The organism is Streptomyces sp. NPDC088794, from assembly GCF_044750545.1.
GTDB lineage: Bacteria > Actinomycetota > Actinomycetes > Streptomycetales > Streptomycetaceae > Streptomyces.
Map to the genome: position 1 here is coordinate 1 of NZ_JBIVKB010000009.1, position 15,849 is coordinate 15,849.

The window sequence follows — 15,849 nt, forward strand, 5'->3', positions numbered from 1 at the left end:
CGCGGCGCGACCCCCGCGTGGGCTGCGCTGTACACCCCCCCCCGGCTCCACGTAGCCCCGCCACCCCGCCCCGTGGGGGGGGGGCCCGCACACCCCCCCCCCCCCCCCACTTCCGTGGATCACCACCGACCCGCACCCGACCACCAGGCATCCCCGCCCCCAGCCCCACCGCGCCCCGCCACTCTGCACCGACGGCAGCGACACACCCGCTCTGAAAACACCTGGAATGCATTCTGCGAACCCGGGTAAGTCGATCACTGTCGGTGGACAAGGAACCGGCGACACGGAGCCTGGATCACGCGGAGGGGCCTGACATGACGGTGACGAAGACGGCAGAGGCACAGACCGTGGTGCTGCCGGAGATCGCGGACCCTTCGCAGGTCGCTCCCAAGGACGCCCGTCAGCTGACCAGGCTGTTCCTCGACCAGCTCGGCGTCCTCGAAGAGGGCACGGCCGAGTACCAGTACGCGCGCAACACGCTCATCGAAATGAACGTCACGCTCGTCCGATACGCGGCTTCGCGGTTCCGCAGCCGTGACCAGGACGAGATGGAGGACATCGTCCAGGTCGGCACGATCGGCCTGATCAAGGCCATCGACCGGTTCGAGCTCACCCGCGAAGTCGAGTTCACCTCCTTCGCCATCCCCTACATCACCGGCGAGATCAAGCGCTTCTTCCGCGACACCTCCTGGGCCGTCCACGTCCCCCGCCGCCTCCAGGAAGCCCGCGTCCAACTCGCCAAAGCCAACGAAGAGCTCCGCAGCCGACTCGGCCGTATGCCCACCACCAAGGAACTCTCCCAGCTGATGTGCCTCAGCGAGGAAGAGGTCATCGAAGCGCGCCTCGCCTCCAACGGCTACAACTCCGCCTCCCTCGACGCCACCATCGGCTCCAGCGACGACGGCGAAGCCGCGCTGGCCGACTTCATCGGCCTCGACGACAAGGCCCTCGAACTCGTCGAGGACTTCAACGCCCTGGCCCCCCTGATCGCCGAACTCGACGATCGCGAACGGCGCATCATCCACATGCGGTTCGTCGACGAACTCACCCAGGCCCAGATCGGCGAACACCTCGGCGTCTCCCAGATGCACGTCTCCCGCCTCATCTCCCGCACCCTCGCGAAACTCCGCGCAGGCATGCTCGCCACGGACTGACCACCCCGACCCGCAGCTCGGAATCACGCGATGGAGAGTCTCACGCACTCCACGACGCTTCCGGGCCTCCGCCCGCCACGGTGAGCGCCGGGGTACGTCCGATCTTCGGAGTGGACATCGCCGCCCCGGCGTTCGACACCGCGAAGGCTTCTCACTGCCCGCGCACGCCGGTCCGCGCTGGTGAGCACGTGGCGGAGCCGCGCCTGCGCATGACGCTTCTGCCTCACCGCCGCCATCGGCCTCTACCACCCGCGGGCCCGCTACGACGACGCCTACATCGGCCGCTTCACCCAGCCCGACACCTCCTGCCACGAAGAAAACCCGTACCTGTACACGGCGACACCGACGACCTGCTGTCGATGGCCGGCGGCGCGGCAGCAGGACTCGCCACCGAAACCGCCTGCCAGTTCGCACTCGGGTTCTTCGCCGTCACCACAGCCGGGGCGTCAGAAGTCCTCGGCCAGGCGGTGCGCGCCACTGCCGCCTACGACGTCGGCAAAGCGGTCAGCTGACGTCCCGTGAGAGACGCCGAACCACCAAAAGAGACAACCATGAGCAGATTCGGTAGAGCGACCTACGGCTCTCAGACCGCCATGCGCAGAAATGCCCTGCTGACCTACGCGCTCTCCGTGATCCTGGTACTTGTCGGCATCGCAATGGTCCTGAGCGGCAACACAAAAGGGTGGATCGGCATAGGACTTGCCGTGGTCTACACCGCCTTCGTTTTCATCGCGACCCGGATAAAGGCGAGCAGACCACAGCGGTAGATCTGCTGGTGACCAGGCGTGAGCCGGGGACCCGAAAGACCGAAGTCCCCGGCTCACGCGGGCAACACTCAACAACGACGCATGTGCAGTTTCATCCCGGGTAGCAGGAATTCACTGCCCTTCCGGAAGAAGCCCCTGTGTGAGGAGTCGTCAAGTGTCCGCCTCTCTAGTCGAAACTGTCGATATTCAGGCCCCTGTGTCCGTCGCATGGGCACTCTGGAGTGACGTCACCAGGTGGCCGACCTTTCTGAGCCACGTACGTCGAGTCGACAGGCTCGACGGACAACGTTTCGCCTGGCAACTGAAACTCCCCGGCGCCGAAAAGAACTTCGTCGCGGAACTCACCGAGGTGATCCCCGAGGACCGGATCGCCTGGCACACCGTGGACGGTGTCGATCACGCCGGGGTGGTCACGTTCCACCGCCTCAGCGACACGACCAGCCGAGTCACCTTGCAGATCGAGTACGACCCGAAGGGGTTCATCGAACACCTCGGCGCGCTCACCAATCTGGACTCCGCGCTCGCCAACTATGACCTGGGCGAGTTCCAGAAACTGGCTGAGACGACGACAGCACCCTGACCGGGCGCCCGTGCACCTTCGACCCCCTTCAAGCACTCCGGGCCAGATGGGCGGAGGCGATCGACCACCGCACGGTGTCGGCCGACGCGGTGCGGTCGTGGACGGCCTCAGCCGCGTCAGGTGGTTGGGTTCTTCCATAGGTGCCGCTCGTCGAGGGTCCCGAAGCGTATGTCTCCGCGATCAAGGTCGACGAGGATGGGCCAGCAGTCCAGCAGCTGTTGTCTCGGGTCACGCGAGGCGAGGTACTGCACGGAGTTGTAGGGCACGATCAGGAGTCCGTTGCTCTCGCGGACCAGCTCCGCGTCGATGGCAAGGGGCGGCTCGTCATCGCGCTGGCTGCGCGCCAGGAACGCCACCGCGAGTTGCAGAGCTTCTTCGCGCTCCATCATCGGTCTCCAGTCCTTTGGTTCAACGAAGCGCACCCTAACTGTCCTGGGATGATCCGCGCGTGGCTGGTGTGATCACGGCGTCGAAGCCGTCCTGGACAGCCCCGTTCTCCGGGCTGAGCCCACGTCAGTTCGGCAAACTGATAGCCGCGTTGCGGCGGCAGGGTGCGGATCCAGTACGTAAGGGCCGGCCGTGGAGCCTGCCTCTGGAGGTCCGGGTTCTGCTGGTCGCCGCGTATTGGCGGACGAACCTCACGATGGGGTAGTTGGCTCCGCTGTTCGGGATCTTGAAGTCCGCGGCCGACCGCATCATCGACCGCCTCGGGCCATCGCCGGCGTTCCAGCCCCGCAGACGATTCCGTCGGGACACGGTGCTGATCGTGGACGGCACGCTGGTGCCCACCCCGCGACCACCAGGTGGCCGAGCAGTCGAAGAACTACCGGTACTCGACCAACCATCAGGTCGTCATCGACGCCGACAGCCGGCTCGTCGTCGCCGTCGGCCAGCCGCTGCCCGGCAACCGCAACGACTGCAAGGCATGGGAGTTGTCAGGCGCGAAGGACGCCGTCGGCCGCCCTGCAGGACGGAGAGCGGCATCGTGATCTTGCGTCCTGCGGCGCGGTCAGCCCGGTCGTGGTCTATGTCGATGCCCGCGGAGGCGCGGTAGTCGGCGACGATGGACGGCACGGCGTTGCGGCACGCGTCGAGGTAGACCTGGCGGACGGCCGGGGGCACGGCCTGGGGGTCGTTGGCCCAGACGTCGAGGAAGTAGGAGAAGAACGCGTCCGAGCTGTTCTGGATCATCTGCTCGGGCAGGCCGGACGGCTGCGCCATCAGGTACAGGTGGAATCCCACCGCCGCTTGCACCCCGTGCAGCGCCTCCCACATGTCCAACGTCGGCAGGACATCCAGGCACGCAAGGTGGGTGATGGTGTCCGGGTGGTCCAGGCCCGCCCGGAAGGCCACCAGGGCGCCGCGGTCGTGCCCGACGAGTGCGAACTGCTCGTGACCCAGCGCACGGGCTACGGCAACGGCGTCTTCAGCCATCGTCCGCTTGGAGTAGACGTCCGGGCCGGTCTCGGCGGGCTTGTCACTGTCGCCGTAGCCGCGCAGGTCGGGGCAGATGACGGTGTGATCCGCGGCCAGGTCCTCGGCCACGTGCCGCCACATCAGGTGGGTCTCGGGGAACCCGTGCAGCAGCGCGATGGGGCTCCCGGAGCCGCCCACGGCGACATTCAGCTCCACACCGTCGGCGCCCGCGACGCGCTGGTAGTCGAATCCGGGATGGTCTGCGTCATGGCTCGTGTCCTCTTTCATGGTCCGGGTCCGCTGGTGCGGCGGACCCCGCTGCGTCCACCGGTGCGGTGTCCCGTGGCCGCCACGATGTGTGCGGGGACCCGGATCCGCTCCGGTCGGCATGTCCACCATGCCGTCGGCCCGTGCGGTGTGCGCTCTGGCCGATGACTCAAGACTGGGGGCCGCGAATCAACAGCCGATGAACATGCACAGGACCCCACTGACCTGTCACGATGCTCGGCGGCACCGCTCCGCTGCCGCACTGGCGGGAACGCCGATCGTCCCGGATCAGAGCGGCCGGATGGCAGGAAGACCGAACCGCCGCTGCGCCGTCCGTGGAGCGCCGGGTGCTCGCCGACCGCCGGTGAGGGGCCGGCGAGCGGGGCCTCGAACGTGCCTCCGGCCTCCGGGACACGCAGTGGTGTCCCGGAGGCCGGAGGCGTCTGCAACGGGTCAGAGCAGGGCGCCGCCCGAGACCTCGATCCGCTCGGCGGTGACCCAGCGCAGGCCGGGCGAGACAAGGGAGACGATGGCGTCACCGATCTCGTCGGCGTCGCCCACCCTGCCCAGCGCGGTGTGGGCAGCGAGGAAGCCACGCAGCTCCGGGCCGTCGCGCATAGCGCCGCCGTTGAAGTCGGTGGCACTCGGGCCGGGGGCGACGGTGTTGACGCGGATGCCGCGCGGGCCCAGTTCACCGGCGAGGCTGCGCGAGAGGGCCTCGACGGCCGCCTTCGAGGCCGCGTAGACAGCGGTGCCCGGGCTGACATGGCGGGTCAGTGAAGTGGAGACGTTGACGATGCTGCCGCCGTCGGGGATGTGCGGCACCAATGCCTGGATGAGGAAGAAGGTGCCACGGAAGTTGGTACCGACCAGGTCGTCGAACTGTTCGAGGGTGACCTTCTCCAAGGCGTCGAACAGGCCGATCCCCGCATTGTTGACCAGCACGTCCAGCCGGTCGGTGCCCCACCGGTTGCGCAGTTCGGTGATGAGTTGTTCGGTGAACGCCGGGAAGGAACCGGCATCGGCGATGTCCAGGCGCAGCGCTGCCGCCTCGCCGCCCTCCTCCTCGATCAGACGAAGGGTCTCGGCGGCCCCGTCCGCCCCACTTCGGTAGGTGAGCACCACTTTGATGCCCTGGCGGGCCAGCGCCCCGGCCGTGCTGCGCCCCAGCCCTCGGTTGGCCCCTGTGACCAGTGCGGTCCTGTCTGCGGTCATGGCTCTGCTCCTCATCGCCTGGCATTTCCGACCCTCGCAACGGGCGCGGCGCGGTCGGTGGACGGCCGTGCCCGTACGGGCCGACCGCACACGGCGTCTCGGTCCGTCCGGAAGTCCCGGCGCGCGGCGCGCGCCGCCCAGGGCACAACCCGTAAGTAAGTAACTACTTATTTACCGTTAGGCTAGGAGCACCTCGATGCGCTGTCAAACGCGGCGTGCACCTTCTGGAGAACTGAGAACCATGCCGCCACGCGATGCCCAGACGACAAAGGCCCGGATCCTGCAGGCAGCGCTCGCCGAGTTCGCCGAGCACGGTCATGCAGGCGGCAGGGTGGAGCGGATCGCGAAGGCGGCCGGGACAAACGTTCGGATGATCTACGCCTACTACGGAGGTAAGGACCAGCTCTTCGAAGCGGCACTGACCAAGGCGATCACCTCCATGGCGGCGGCAGTGCCGCCCCGACCGGACGACCTGGCGGGGTGGGCGGGTGACCTGTTCGACTACCACCGTCGCGAGCCGACCACCCTGCGCCTGGCGATGTGGGCCCAGCTGGAGCGGCCGCAGTCCGCGGCCGAGCCGATGGAGACCTACCTCGCCAAGACCACGGCCGTGTCGAGCGCCGACAGCGCCCCGCTGACCGCCGTCGACGTACTGGTCTTCATCTACGCCGTGGCGCAGGCCTGGTACCTGACCCCGGTCGGCCTGCTGCGCGCCGACGGTCGGGATCCCGGAGACCCCAACCGGGTCTCGTCGCACCGGGAAGCCGTCGTCACCGCGGTGGCCCGACTCCTGCGGCCCGGAGCGAGCTGAGGATCCTCCCCCGCACTCGACGGACCTCGGCCGATCGGCATCAGAACGGCGAAAGAGCACAACGTGCACAGGGGAACGGCTTGCTGGGACACAGAGGCGGGAGCACTCCCCCCATAGGTCCAACAGACCCAGGAGCCGTCAGCCGTCAGCCGTCAGCACAACCACCCGGCCGGCGACGCCATCATCACGACGTACGGCGCCGCCGGGTGGGACCCCGGCCGCCATAGCCCGGACGCGCACGTGTTCGACGCGGCCCGCGACGGCGAGGACCACATGGCATTCGGGATCGGCGTTCACCGCTGCATCGGCGCCCCCTTGGCGCGGATGGAGGCCCGGACCGTTCTCCCCACCCTGTTCGAGCGTTTCCCCGACATGAGCCTCGCGGCCGACCCGGACCAGCTGCGCCAGGTGGCCTCCTTCATCACGCTCGGCTGGCGGGAGTTACCGGTACGGCTGCACGGCCGCGGCTGAGCAGGCGCGCGGCGTGGCCCTCTGACTGAGCGTTCGACCCGGTGATTGGTGTGTGGTCCCGCGTCCGGTTCCGCGCGAGTTCGAGGCGGAGGCGAGAACCCGCGTGGGCGGTGCCCATCCCCGAGGCCACGTCAGCGGTCGATGCCGGCCCGTACGGTGCGTACGGGCCGGCATCGTCGCGTATGACGGCGAAGACCGCAGGGCCGACTCGCAACTCGCTACTTCAGGTTGAGTGTGTCGCCGGCCGACACCTTCCGCGAGGTGGTCGTCGTGCCGGGGAAGTACCAGCGCCAGCTGCCCGCCGAGGTGACGGTCACCTTGGTCGTCAGTTTCCCGACGGTGCCCGTCGTCACAGTCTTGACCGTGCTGTAGTGGGCGGCGCCCTTCTTCCTGAACTGGAGCTTGACCCGCTGCCCGGCGTACCCGTGGTACTTCAGGTCTTCCCAGTTGGCCCGCGAGAGCTTGCCGGTGACGGTCACTTTGGCGTTCTTGGCGGCCTTTTCGGGTGCGATGACCGTGGTGAGCTGGGCGGCCCGCTTGACCTTGTAGTCGGCGATGTCGTCGGAGATCCAGTAGTCGCCGTCGTTCGCCTTGACGGTGGCGTTGACCTGCCAGACACCGGCGACCGTGTTGGAGTTGATGTCGTCGCTGTCGGCGATCCAGGCGGGGTCGATGGTCAGCGTGGCCCGGCACACCGATGTCGTCGCGCTCTTCTTCGTGCAGGACGAGTCGTCGTTCCAGGTCGCGAAGGTGTAGGCGCTCGATTTGTTGAAGGTGCTCACGTGCGTGAGTCCCTTCGCACCCGAGTTGTCCTTGACGGTGATGTCGACCGGGTAGCGGATCGTCTTCGCGATGCCCACGATGACGTTGCCGCCGCCGTTGACGACGGTCTTCACCACCCGGACGTCACCCCGCCCCTCCGCGTGTGCCCCGGTCGCCGTCGTCAGCACCAGGACCGCCGCCCCGCCGGCCGCGGCCCAGGCCGTTCTGCCTCTCATGTTCCTCCCCTTGTCGTGTGCGTGCCAGGAGAGGCTATGCGATCAGCTGATGCAGCTCGTCGGACGTCGGCCGCAGCGAGGCGCTGAGAGTTGCCCTGACATGTGTCAGGACTTCGGCGCCCGATGTCTGGCTAGGGTCTGTCCACGTCGCCGGTTGTAGGTCAACGCCGTTGCTTCTGAGACGAGGGGAACTCATGAGTCGCTCCATGGGCCGCAGGCCACTGCCGAGGTCGGCCTGGTCAGCAGCGGTGGCGGGATCACTTGGCGCGCCAGATGTCGCGACGATCAACACCGACCAGGTGCGCTCGGGCCACTACAACGGCTGTCAGTACGGCGGGGGCCCGCTCGTCGGCTCCGGCCGGGACCCGCGTAGCTGGATCTGACTGGACATCAGCACGGACGGCGGCAGGACCTGGTCCTTCGCCGACGGCACCTGCCATTCGCACGGCACCGGCTACGCGCACACGTCCGGGTGGCTCACCCAGTCCAGCCCGAACCACGTGTTCCGGACCACCTAGGACAGTGACTTCCGGGCCGGCAACCCCCATCGCGGGTCGAGCGCGCTCTCGTTTCTCCCCACGTGGTTCCCGCTGTCGGAGCGTGCCGACTTCGTGTGGCATCCCGACCCGCACCGACCGTCAACTCCCCAAGAAGGAATCACTCATGATCCGTTCTCTGAAATCCGCCGCCGTGGCCATGGCATCCACCGTCGTCGCCACCGCCGGCCTCGTTGTCGGCACAGCGGGCGCCGCCCACGCGACCGGTCATGGCGAGGGCTACTACGGCGTATGGGCCTCCGGTGTCAATGTCCGTGCCGGCGGCGGGGAGCAGTGCTACCTGTACCCGTCGTCCGCCAACTGCCCGGACGTGCAGACCACGGTGAGCAACCCGGCCCAGGTGTGGGTGTACTGCCAGCAGGAGGGCGCTCAGAGCGTCGGCGGCAACCCGTACTGGGTGTGGGTTCTCACCCCGAGCGGCCACCGCGGCTACATGGCCAGCTACTACATCGACAACACCACCGACTGGATCGACGGCGTCCCGGGCTGCTGACGCGGCGCCCAAAGTCCCGGCCGATACAGAGCAGTTCGCGAGCGACTGCCGGTGTGCCGGGCGACAGGGTCGGGACGGATGTCACGGGAAACGGCGGGACGGGCCGGCTGCGGGGGTGCGGCCCGTCCCCTGCCCATGACGGCGGGTTCGACGGGCTGCTGAGCCTGCCGGCTCGTCCGTCCCGTTCCCGCCCGCACCGGAGACCGCGCGCCCGCTCGACCTGCGGCGGAGCCGCCCACCCGTCGTCTGCACCACCCGGTGGCAGCCGACGTCCGCGCCTGGCGGAGCACCCGCGCAGGAGCCCGTGAAAGGACACAGCGTGGCCGACCAGATGGTCATCGAGGCACAGAAGTTCATCAACTCCTACAACGTGGCCGGAATCCCGAAGGTCGAGGAGGACGGCCGCACCGGTTGGCCCGTCATGTTCGCGCTGACCCGGGCGCTCCAGTACGAGTTGGGCATCGGCTCCCTGTCCGACAGCTTCGGTCCGACGACGCTCGCCACCCTCCAGTCCCGCCATCCCGTCATCAACGCGGGTACCCAGCACGAGAAGATCCTCAAGGTGCTGCAGTCCGCCCTGTACTGCAAGGGTTACGACGGTGGCGGCATCGACGGCACCTACAACGGCTCCGTGGCCGCGTCGGTACGCGAGTTGACGCAGAACATGGGCGTCGACGTCGCTTTCGCGGACGGTGTCGTGCCCAAGGTGTTCAAGGCGCTGCTCACCATGGACGCCTACGTCGTCGTCGAGGGCGGCAGCGAGCTGACCCGTGTGGTGCAGCAGTGGATGAACGGCCGCTATGTCGGCCGCCGCAACTTCTTCATCGTGCCGTGCGACGGTCACTTCTCACGGGATGTGCAGAAGGCACTGATGTTCGCGATCCAGTTCGAGATCGGCATGAGTGACGACGTGGCGAACGGGGTCTTCGGCCCCGGCACCCAGCAGGGAATCAGGAACAACCCCCTCGCGGAGGGCTCGTCGGGGACGTGGGTGAGCCTCTTCACCGCTGCCATGATCTTCAACAAGCGTGGCGGGGTGTTCTTCGACAGTCACTTCGACGCCGACCTGGCGACACGGGTGCGCAGTTTCCAGAACTTCGCGAAGCTCCCGGTCACCGGCCGAGGGGACTTCCAGACCTGGGCCTCGCTGCTGGTGTCCACCGGTGACGCCACCCGCAGGGGGACCGCGGCCGACTGTGTCACCGAGGTCACCGACGCGCGGGCGGCGGCGCTCAGGGACGCGGGCTACCAGATCGTGGGCCGCTATCTGTCCAACGTCCCCAACTCCTCACTCGACAAGAACATCAAGTCCGGCGAGCTGGGCCGGATGGCGGCCTACGGTCTGAGCTGCTTCCCGATCTACCAGACCTGGGGCGGGGAGGCGGCGTACTTCCGTCGCGAGCAGGGCGTCGCCGACGCTTTCGCCGCCATCGAGCGGGCGAAGCACTACGGCTTCAAGCCCGGCACACGTATCTACTTCGCGGTCGACTTCGACGCTCTCGACTACGAGGTCACCGACAACATCCTTCCGCACTTCCGTGCGATCCGGGACGTCGTCAACGAGCACGGCCAGGGGTACCTGGCGGGCATCTACGGACCCCGCAACGTATGCAGCCGCGTCGCCGCCGCGGGATACACCTCGGCCAGTTTCGTCTGCGACATGTCCACCGGGTTCTCCGGGAATCTCGGCTATCCGCTGCCCGGTGACTGGGCCTTCGACCAGATCTCCACGATCTCGGTGGGAGCGGGCAGCGGCCTCATCGAGATCGACAACAACATCGTGTCCGGCCGTGACGCCGGCCAGAACACCTACAACCCCGAGCAGATCACCGCTGACCTGGACGTCAATATGGACATGTCCCGGCGGAACTCGCTGCTCGCGGACGTCCAGTCGTATCTCCTCAACAGCTTGGGTGTGCCGGAGGAGGGCGGGAGCGAGGGCGCCCAGGTGCTCACGTACCGGTCGACCACGCAGGCGTTCGACATCCTGATGAGCTTCGACGGGCTGGTCACCCAGCTCGCGCGCACCTTCCGGATGCGCAAGGCCATCATCCAGAGCCCGCTGCTGTGGGAGATGCGCATGTACAACACCCTGGATGTCGTCGGCGACGAGGCGGTCATCGACCATTACGACGGGACCGGAATCAGCACGAAGAACGACTCCAGCACCGGGCTCGCGCAGATCCTCGCCGCCACCGCCATCCGCGGACGCAACCACTGCATCCGGGCCGGCCTGATCAGCGGCACCATCATGAACGATGCCAACGACAACGACATGTGGAACGTCTGGCAGCAACTGCACAACGACAACAACTACAACATCGGTACGGTGCCCACCGTTCTGATCCAGGGAGCCGACGAGATCGGCGTTCCCCAGCCCTCCATGGTCACCGGTGAGGAGCACACCCGGCTCACGCTGGCCCGCTACAACGGCACCGAGGGACGAGCCCAGAACTACGGCACCGCGATGCTCGGCCTGCACCGGGTGTTCGAGAAGTACAACGCGCCCCTGCGTGGCCTGTGACGACACTGATCGCCGCCCATCGCACCTCCCACTCTCAGACGGGACCGGCATGACCCTCTCCTCCCCGCACCCGCCGCGCCGTCGTGTACTGCGCACCGGACTCGGCCTGACGGCAGCGACCGGCCTTGCGACGTTCGTGGCTCCCTCCCCCGCGTCCGCTTCCGCTTCCGCGCGGGCCGCCGAGGAAGGCCCGCGCGCCCTCCCCACAAGTGCCAACGGCTGGCCGATGGAATCGCAGGCCGACGCCTCGGGAGCCATCTGGACCCGCCAGGTGCCGGGCAGTTCGGTCTCCGTGGCCCTGCGCATCGGTGCGGCGGCCACCGTGCTCGTCCACGTCATACGCCGCTACCACTACGAGATCGACACCCTCGTCCACGGCGAGGTGACCGGTTTCCGCCCGGTGGACAGCACTGTGAAGGGCTACGCGACCAACCACGCCTCGGGGACCGCGGTCGCGATCCGCCCCACCTGGTACCCGGACGGCGCCAAGGGCGGCCTCTTCCCCCACCAGCTGGCCGCCGTCCGCGACATTCTCAAGGAGTGCCAGGACGTGGTGGCCTGGGGAGGGGACTTCCGCCGCCCGAACGAGTCCCACTTCCAGATCGACGTACCTCCCTCGCACCCGCACCTGAAGCGGCTCGCGGCCAGGATCCGCCGCTGGGAGGACAGCCCCGGCCAAGGCGCGGGCACGCTCGCACTGGGCGCCTGACACGGGCACAACAGAACTTCTCGTCCCAGCGCGTGCCGGACAGCGGCCGGCCGCGTGCGGCATGAGGGCGGTCCCGAGCACCGCGACGAGATCGTCGTGGTGCTCGGGACCGGGCGGCCGAAGCCGTGACGCTTCGGCGGGCCCGTCGGCCAGGCCGTGCCATGCGGCGGAAGCGGTGACCGCCTAGGAATCGGGCACCAGCAGAGCGGTCACGAAGAGGCGGGCGTCGCCGACCACGACCAGAGGGGCGGCATCACTGCGGGACGTCGCGGCGACGGCGCCGTCCCGCTGGACCTGAGGGCCGAACACAGCTGGCAGCTACCGCAGTTGGGCAGTGGACCCGGGCACCACGCCGAGGAAGGCAACCGGCTCCGGCCGCGCCTTCGGGTGCGTGATCGGCAAGGCCATGGACACCCTGAACCCCGGGACGGGACGTACCGGTGCTCGTCTCGCTTCAGTGACCAGGCCCGCCGACAGGCCTGCCCTCTCAGCCCTCGTCGGGCGTCAGCCGCAGCGAGATGCTGTTGATGCAGTACCGCTGATCGGTCGGCGTCGCGTACCCCTCGCCCTCGAAGACGTGCCCCAGGTGCGAACCGCAGCGCGCGCAGCGCACCTCGGTGCGGACCATGCCGTGCGTGCGGTCCTCGATCAGCTCCACCGCGTCGGTGTCCTTGGGGTCGAAGAACGACGGCCAGCCGCAGTGGGACTCGAACTTCTCGTTGGAGGTGAAGAGTTCGGCGCCGCAGGCGCGACAGGAGTAGACGCCCTTGGTCTTGGAGTCGGTGTACTCACCGGTGAACGCCGGTTCCGTGGCGGCCTGCCGCAGCACCGCGTACTCCGCCGGGTTCAGCTCCGCGCGCCATTCCTCGTCCGGCTTTTCGACGTCGTACGACATGAAGCTCAGCCCCTTACTTCGCGAGACGGTCCAGGATCAGCGGGCCGAGGTCCGTCACGTCACCCGCGCCCATGGTGAGAACGAGATCACCGGGCTTCGCCATTCCCGCGACGGCCTCCGGGACGTCCGCCTTGTCGTGGACCGGCGTCACGTCCGCGCCCGCCGCCCGGGCCGCCTCGATGATCAGTTCGCTCGTCACGCCGGGGATCGGGTCCTCGCGCGCGGGATAGATGTCGAGGACCACCGAGGCGTCGGCCAGGGAGAGGGACTGGCCCATCTCCTTGCCGAGCTCCTGGGTGCGGGAGAAGAGATGCGGCTGGAAGACGACGAGGATGCGGGCTTCACCGACCGCCGCCCGCATCGCCTCCAGGTCCGCCGTCATCTCCGTCGGGTGATGGGCGTAGGAGTCGACGACCTGGACGCCGGCCGCCTCGCCCTTCAGCTGGAGGCGGCGCTTCACGCCCGTGTAGGCGGCCAGCGCGGGGGCCAGTCCGCCGGCCGGGATGCCGAGGGCGGCGCCCGCGGCGAGGGCCGCCACCGCGTTGTGCGCGTAGTGGCGGCCGGGGACGGAGACCGTGAAGGTGAGTTCCTCGCCGTCCAGGAGGACGGTGACCTCGCTCTTGAGGCCCTGGGGGACGACGGACAGGACGCGTACGTCCGCGTCCGGTGCCTCTCCGTACGTCACCGTCCGCACCGCGCCCGCCAGCCGTCGGGTCAGCTCGCGCGCGCCCTCGTGGTCCGCGGAGATCACCAGGGTGCCGCCGGGGACGATACGGCCCGCGAAGGTCTCGAAGGACTCGTAGATCTCGTCGATCGAGGCGTAGTTGGCGTGGTGGTCCAGCTCCACGTTCAGGACGATCGCGACCTCGGGGGCGTACTTGTGGAAGCTGCGGTCCGATTCGTCCGCCTCGGCCACGAAGATCTCGCCCTCGCCGTGCAGCGCGTTGGAGCCGGGGGCGTCGAGGTCGCCGCCGATCGCGTACGACGGGTTCAGGCCCAGCTCGCCCAGCGACACCGCCAGCATGGACGTCGTCGTCGTCTTGCCGTGCGTGCCCGCGACCGCGATCGGGCGCAGGCCCTCCATCAGGGCGGCCAGTGCGTCCGAGCGGTGCACCACCGGGATGCCCAGCTCGGCCGCGCGGGCCAGCTCCGGGTTGTCCTTGCGGATCGCAGAGGAGACGACCACGCTGCTCGCGTCGTCGGCGAGGTGCTCGCGCGCGTGCCCGATGTGCACCGTCACGCCCAGCGCGCGTAGGGCCTCGGCGGTAGCCGACTCCTTCGCGTCACTGCCCGCCACCTGGGCCCCGCGCTGCGCGAGGACCTTCGCGATCCCGGACATCCCGGCGCCGCCGATGCCGATGAAGTGCGGTCGGTCCATGGCGGTGGGAAGGCCGGGTGCCATGCGTGTCTCCCTGTGCGTGCTGCTGAGGCTGACGTTCAGCGGCCAAGCCTATGCCGTGCCGCTGACAATCAGTGACGTCCGCCCGTTGTCCCGTCCCAAGCCCCGCCCCGTCAGGCCCGAGGCCGTCCCCAGGTCAGGTCCACGTCATGCCCGGCGCCGAGCCGCCGTCACGCCTTGCTGTGCGAGAACAGCTTCAGCACCGGTACGCCGACCTTGTGCCGGGCCCTGGACGCCCAGTCCCGGTGGAAGAACTCCTCGACGTAGTGCGGGTCCGTCAGCACGAGCACCTCGTCCGCGCCGATCTCTTCCACCAGGGCCCTGAGGGCGTCCAGCGGGTGGTCCTCGACGATCCGGCCCTCCGCCTCGCTGCCGGCCGCGTGCAGCGCCTGCAGCGACACCTCCAGGGCCCGCTCGCCGAAGTCCTTCGCGGCCTCACCCTCGGGCACCTCGTTCTCCCGGGCGGCCTCGTCCAGCTCGCCGAGCGCGACGTCGTCGATGGCCCGCAGCAGGCGGTCCGCCTGGTCGCCGCGGGGCTGGAGCAGCACATGGAAGGCGACCTGCTCGTCACCGTGCAGGGAGGTGACGAACTCCACGTCGGCGGACGTCAGGGCTTTCTCGATCATCAATACGCTTGTGAACACCGGGCGCCCCTTCTGCGGAAACCATCCTGCCCCGTGGTGTCACGGGGACTTGCGAGATTCAGTGTGCCCGCCGAACGCTAAGCGGAACGGTATATTCCGCTGATTTCGGGACCGGCGAAACCGTTGAACGAATTTCAAGTGCGCTGGTAGCGGCCGAAAAGGAAGCCCTCTTCGGTCAGCAGGGACACCAGTGCGAATCGTTGTGGAACCGCGACGGACGGGCCGCCCGCGATGCGCTGGGCGTCCCCTGCCGTGAGCATCGGCGACAGCGTGAGACAGAGCTCGTCGAGGACTCCGGCGGCGATCATCTGACCCAGCAGCCGGGGACCGCCCTCCGTCAGCAGCCGCGTGTGACCGAGTTCGCCGAGCGCGCGTACGGCACGGACGGGGTCGACGCCGACGCCGTCGCCGGCGATCACCACGCGGGCGCCGGCCTTCTCCGCGGCGGCGACCCGGTCCGGGGCGGCCGACGCGCCCGTGAGGACGAGCGTCGGCATCAGGGGCGAGGTGAACAGCGGGAGGGAGAAGTCGAGGTCCAGGCTCGCGGTGACCACCGCGATGGCGGGCGCAGGGCCCTGTCCGGCCGCCGCCCGCGCCGCCGCGAAGTCGTCACGCGCGCGTGCGGGCCGGTAACCCTCCTGGCGTACCGTTTCCGCACCGACCACCACGACGTCCGCGAGCCCGCGCAGCGTGCCGAAGATCCGCATGTCGGCCGCGTTGGAGATCCCCTGCGACTTGCCACCGTGCTGCGCGGCCCCGTCGAGCGTCGACACCATGTTGCCCCGCAGGTAGGGCACGGGAGGGCCGTCGGCAGGCGCCTCGGGATAGGCGTAGGCGGCGGAGAGCTCCGCGAGGGTCCACTCACGCTCGCCCGGGTCGGCCCCCGAAGCCCCACCACTGTCCGGCCTCGTCGTTGTCTCGTCCGTCACAGGGAACAGGCGTCGCATGT

18 protein-coding genes and 2 pseudogenes are annotated in these 15,849 nt (G+C 68.7%); 11 read left to right on the top strand and 9 right to left on the bottom strand.

All coding sequences use genetic code 11. From position 1 onward, the window contains the following. Positions 1–314: 314 nt before the first annotated feature. The 4 genes from ACIP6U_RS24490 (at position 315) to ACIP6U_RS24505 (ending at position 2,501) form a co-directional block, all read left to right on the top strand. Positions 315–1,154, top strand: a complete 840-nt coding sequence (locus tag ACIP6U_RS24490; RefSeq protein WP_401721516.1) for an RNA polymerase sigma factor SigF — start codon at positions 315–317, stop codon at positions 1,152–1,154. A 359-nt stretch (positions 1,155–1,513) separates the two neighbouring features. Beyond that, the gene (locus ACIP6U_RS24495; RefSeq protein WP_401721518.1) at positions 1,514–1,666 is read left to right on the top strand and encodes a hypothetical protein; all 153 of its coding nucleotides are present in this window, start codon (positions 1,514–1,516) and stop codon (positions 1,664–1,666) included. A 39-nt stretch (positions 1,667–1,705) separates the two neighbouring features. Beyond that, a complete protein-coding gene (locus ACIP6U_RS24500) occupies positions 1,706–1,921 on the top strand; it encodes a hypothetical protein (protein ID WP_401721521.1) in 216 nt (71 codons plus the stop codon). 154 nt (positions 1,922–2,075) lie between these two features. After that, positions 2,076–2,501: an SRPBCC family protein gene (locus tag ACIP6U_RS24505; protein WP_401721523.1), complete on the top strand. Its 426-nt coding sequence runs from the start codon at positions 2,076–2,078 to the stop codon at positions 2,499–2,501. 116 nt (positions 2,502–2,617) lie between these two features. On the opposite strand, the gene ACIP6U_RS24510 is transcribed toward ACIP6U_RS24505, so the two are convergent. Beyond that, positions 2,618–2,890, bottom strand: coding sequence for a YrhB domain-containing protein (locus ACIP6U_RS24510; RefSeq protein ID WP_401721525.1), 273 nt, complete (start codon positions 2,888–2,890; stop codon positions 2,618–2,620). 59 nt (positions 2,891–2,949) lie between these two features. Here ACIP6U_RS24510 and ACIP6U_RS24515 point away from each other — a divergent pair. Next, a pseudogene (locus tag ACIP6U_RS24515) lies at positions 2,950–3,463 on the top strand (transposase family protein); the annotation flags it as partial. On the opposite strand, the gene ACIP6U_RS24520 reads toward ACIP6U_RS24515, so the two are convergent. Both ACIP6U_RS24520 and ACIP6U_RS24525 read right to left on the bottom strand, forming a co-directional pair. After that, complete coding sequence (locus ACIP6U_RS24520) at positions 3,354–4,205, bottom strand: alpha/beta fold hydrolase (protein ID WP_401721527.1); 852 nt, start codon at positions 4,203–4,205, stop codon at positions 3,354–3,356. The pseudogene ACIP6U_RS24515 and the gene ACIP6U_RS24520 overlap by 110 nt on opposite strands. A 432-nt stretch (positions 4,206–4,637) precedes the next feature. Further along, the gene (locus ACIP6U_RS24525; protein WP_401721529.1) at positions 4,638–5,399 is read right to left on the bottom strand and encodes an SDR family NAD(P)-dependent oxidoreductase; all 762 of its coding nucleotides are present in this window, start codon (positions 5,397–5,399) and stop codon (positions 4,638–4,640) included. 241 nt (positions 5,400–5,640) lie between these two features. Here ACIP6U_RS24525 and ACIP6U_RS24530 point away from each other — a divergent pair, with 241 nt between their 5' ends. After that, positions 5,641–6,210: a TetR family transcriptional regulator gene (locus tag ACIP6U_RS24530; protein WP_401721531.1), complete on the top strand. Its 570-nt coding sequence runs from the start codon at positions 5,641–5,643 to the stop codon at positions 6,208–6,210. 165 nt (positions 6,211–6,375) lie between these two features. Further along, positions 6,376–6,681: pseudogene (locus ACIP6U_RS24535) on the top strand (cytochrome P450); the annotation flags it as partial. A gap of 218 nt (positions 6,682–6,899) precedes the next feature. Here the strand turns inward: ACIP6U_RS24535 and ACIP6U_RS24540 are convergent. Next, the gene (locus ACIP6U_RS24540; protein WP_401721534.1) at positions 6,900–7,679 is read right to left on the bottom strand and encodes a hypothetical protein; all 780 of its coding nucleotides are present in this window, start codon (positions 7,677–7,679) and stop codon (positions 6,900–6,902) included. Positions 7,680–7,873: 194 nt separating this feature from the next. Between ACIP6U_RS24540 and ACIP6U_RS24545 the strand changes: the two genes are divergently transcribed. The 4 genes from ACIP6U_RS24545 (at position 7,874) to ACIP6U_RS24560 (ending at position 11,962) form a co-directional block, all read left to right on the top strand. Further along, positions 7,874–8,062, top strand: a complete 189-nt coding sequence (locus ACIP6U_RS24545) for a hypothetical protein (RefSeq protein WP_401721537.1) — start codon at positions 7,874–7,876, stop codon at positions 8,060–8,062. Between the two features lie 280 nt (positions 8,063–8,342). Then, entirely contained in the window at positions 8,343–8,729 is a 387-nt protein-coding gene (locus tag ACIP6U_RS24550) for a hypothetical protein (RefSeq protein ID WP_401721538.1), read from the top strand. Positions 8,730–9,048: 319 nt separating this feature from the next. Continuing rightward, on the top strand, positions 9,049–11,253 hold the full coding sequence (locus ACIP6U_RS24555; RefSeq protein WP_401721541.1) for a glycoside hydrolase domain-containing protein: 2,205 nt from the start codon (positions 9,049–9,051) through the stop codon (positions 11,251–11,253). Between the two features lie 49 nt (positions 11,254–11,302). Then, a complete protein-coding gene (locus tag ACIP6U_RS24560; RefSeq protein ID WP_401721544.1) occupies positions 11,303–11,962 on the top strand; it encodes a hypothetical protein in 660 nt (219 codons plus the stop codon). Positions 11,963–12,145: 183 nt separating this feature from the next. On the opposite strand, the gene ACIP6U_RS24565 is transcribed toward ACIP6U_RS24560, so the two are convergent. The 5 genes from ACIP6U_RS24565 to ACIP6U_RS24585 form a co-directional block, all read right to left on the bottom strand. Next, a complete protein-coding gene (locus tag ACIP6U_RS24565; protein WP_401721546.1) occupies positions 12,146–12,271 on the bottom strand; it encodes a hypothetical protein in 126 nt (41 codons plus the stop codon). Positions 12,272–12,449: 178 nt separating this feature from the next. Continuing rightward, positions 12,450–12,857, bottom strand: a complete 408-nt coding sequence (msrB, locus tag ACIP6U_RS24570; protein ID WP_401721549.1) for a peptide-methionine (R)-S-oxide reductase MsrB — start codon at positions 12,855–12,857, stop codon at positions 12,450–12,452. 13 nt (positions 12,858–12,870) lie between these two features. Continuing rightward, complete coding sequence (gene murC, locus ACIP6U_RS24575; protein WP_401721552.1) at positions 12,871–14,259, bottom strand: UDP-N-acetylmuramate--L-alanine ligase; 1,389 nt, start codon at positions 14,257–14,259, stop codon at positions 12,871–12,873. A 167-nt stretch (positions 14,260–14,426) separates the two neighbouring features. Then, the gene (locus ACIP6U_RS24580) at positions 14,427–14,900 is read right to left on the bottom strand and encodes an indole-3-glycerol phosphate synthase (protein ID WP_123997036.1); all 474 of its coding nucleotides are present in this window, start codon (positions 14,898–14,900) and stop codon (positions 14,427–14,429) included. 134 nt (positions 14,901–15,034) lie between these two features. Beyond that, on the bottom strand, positions 15,035–15,847 hold the full coding sequence (locus ACIP6U_RS24585; RefSeq protein WP_401721555.1) for a pyrimidine reductase family protein: 813 nt from the start codon (positions 15,845–15,847) through the stop codon (positions 15,035–15,037). Positions 15,848–15,849 lie beyond the last annotated feature (2 nt).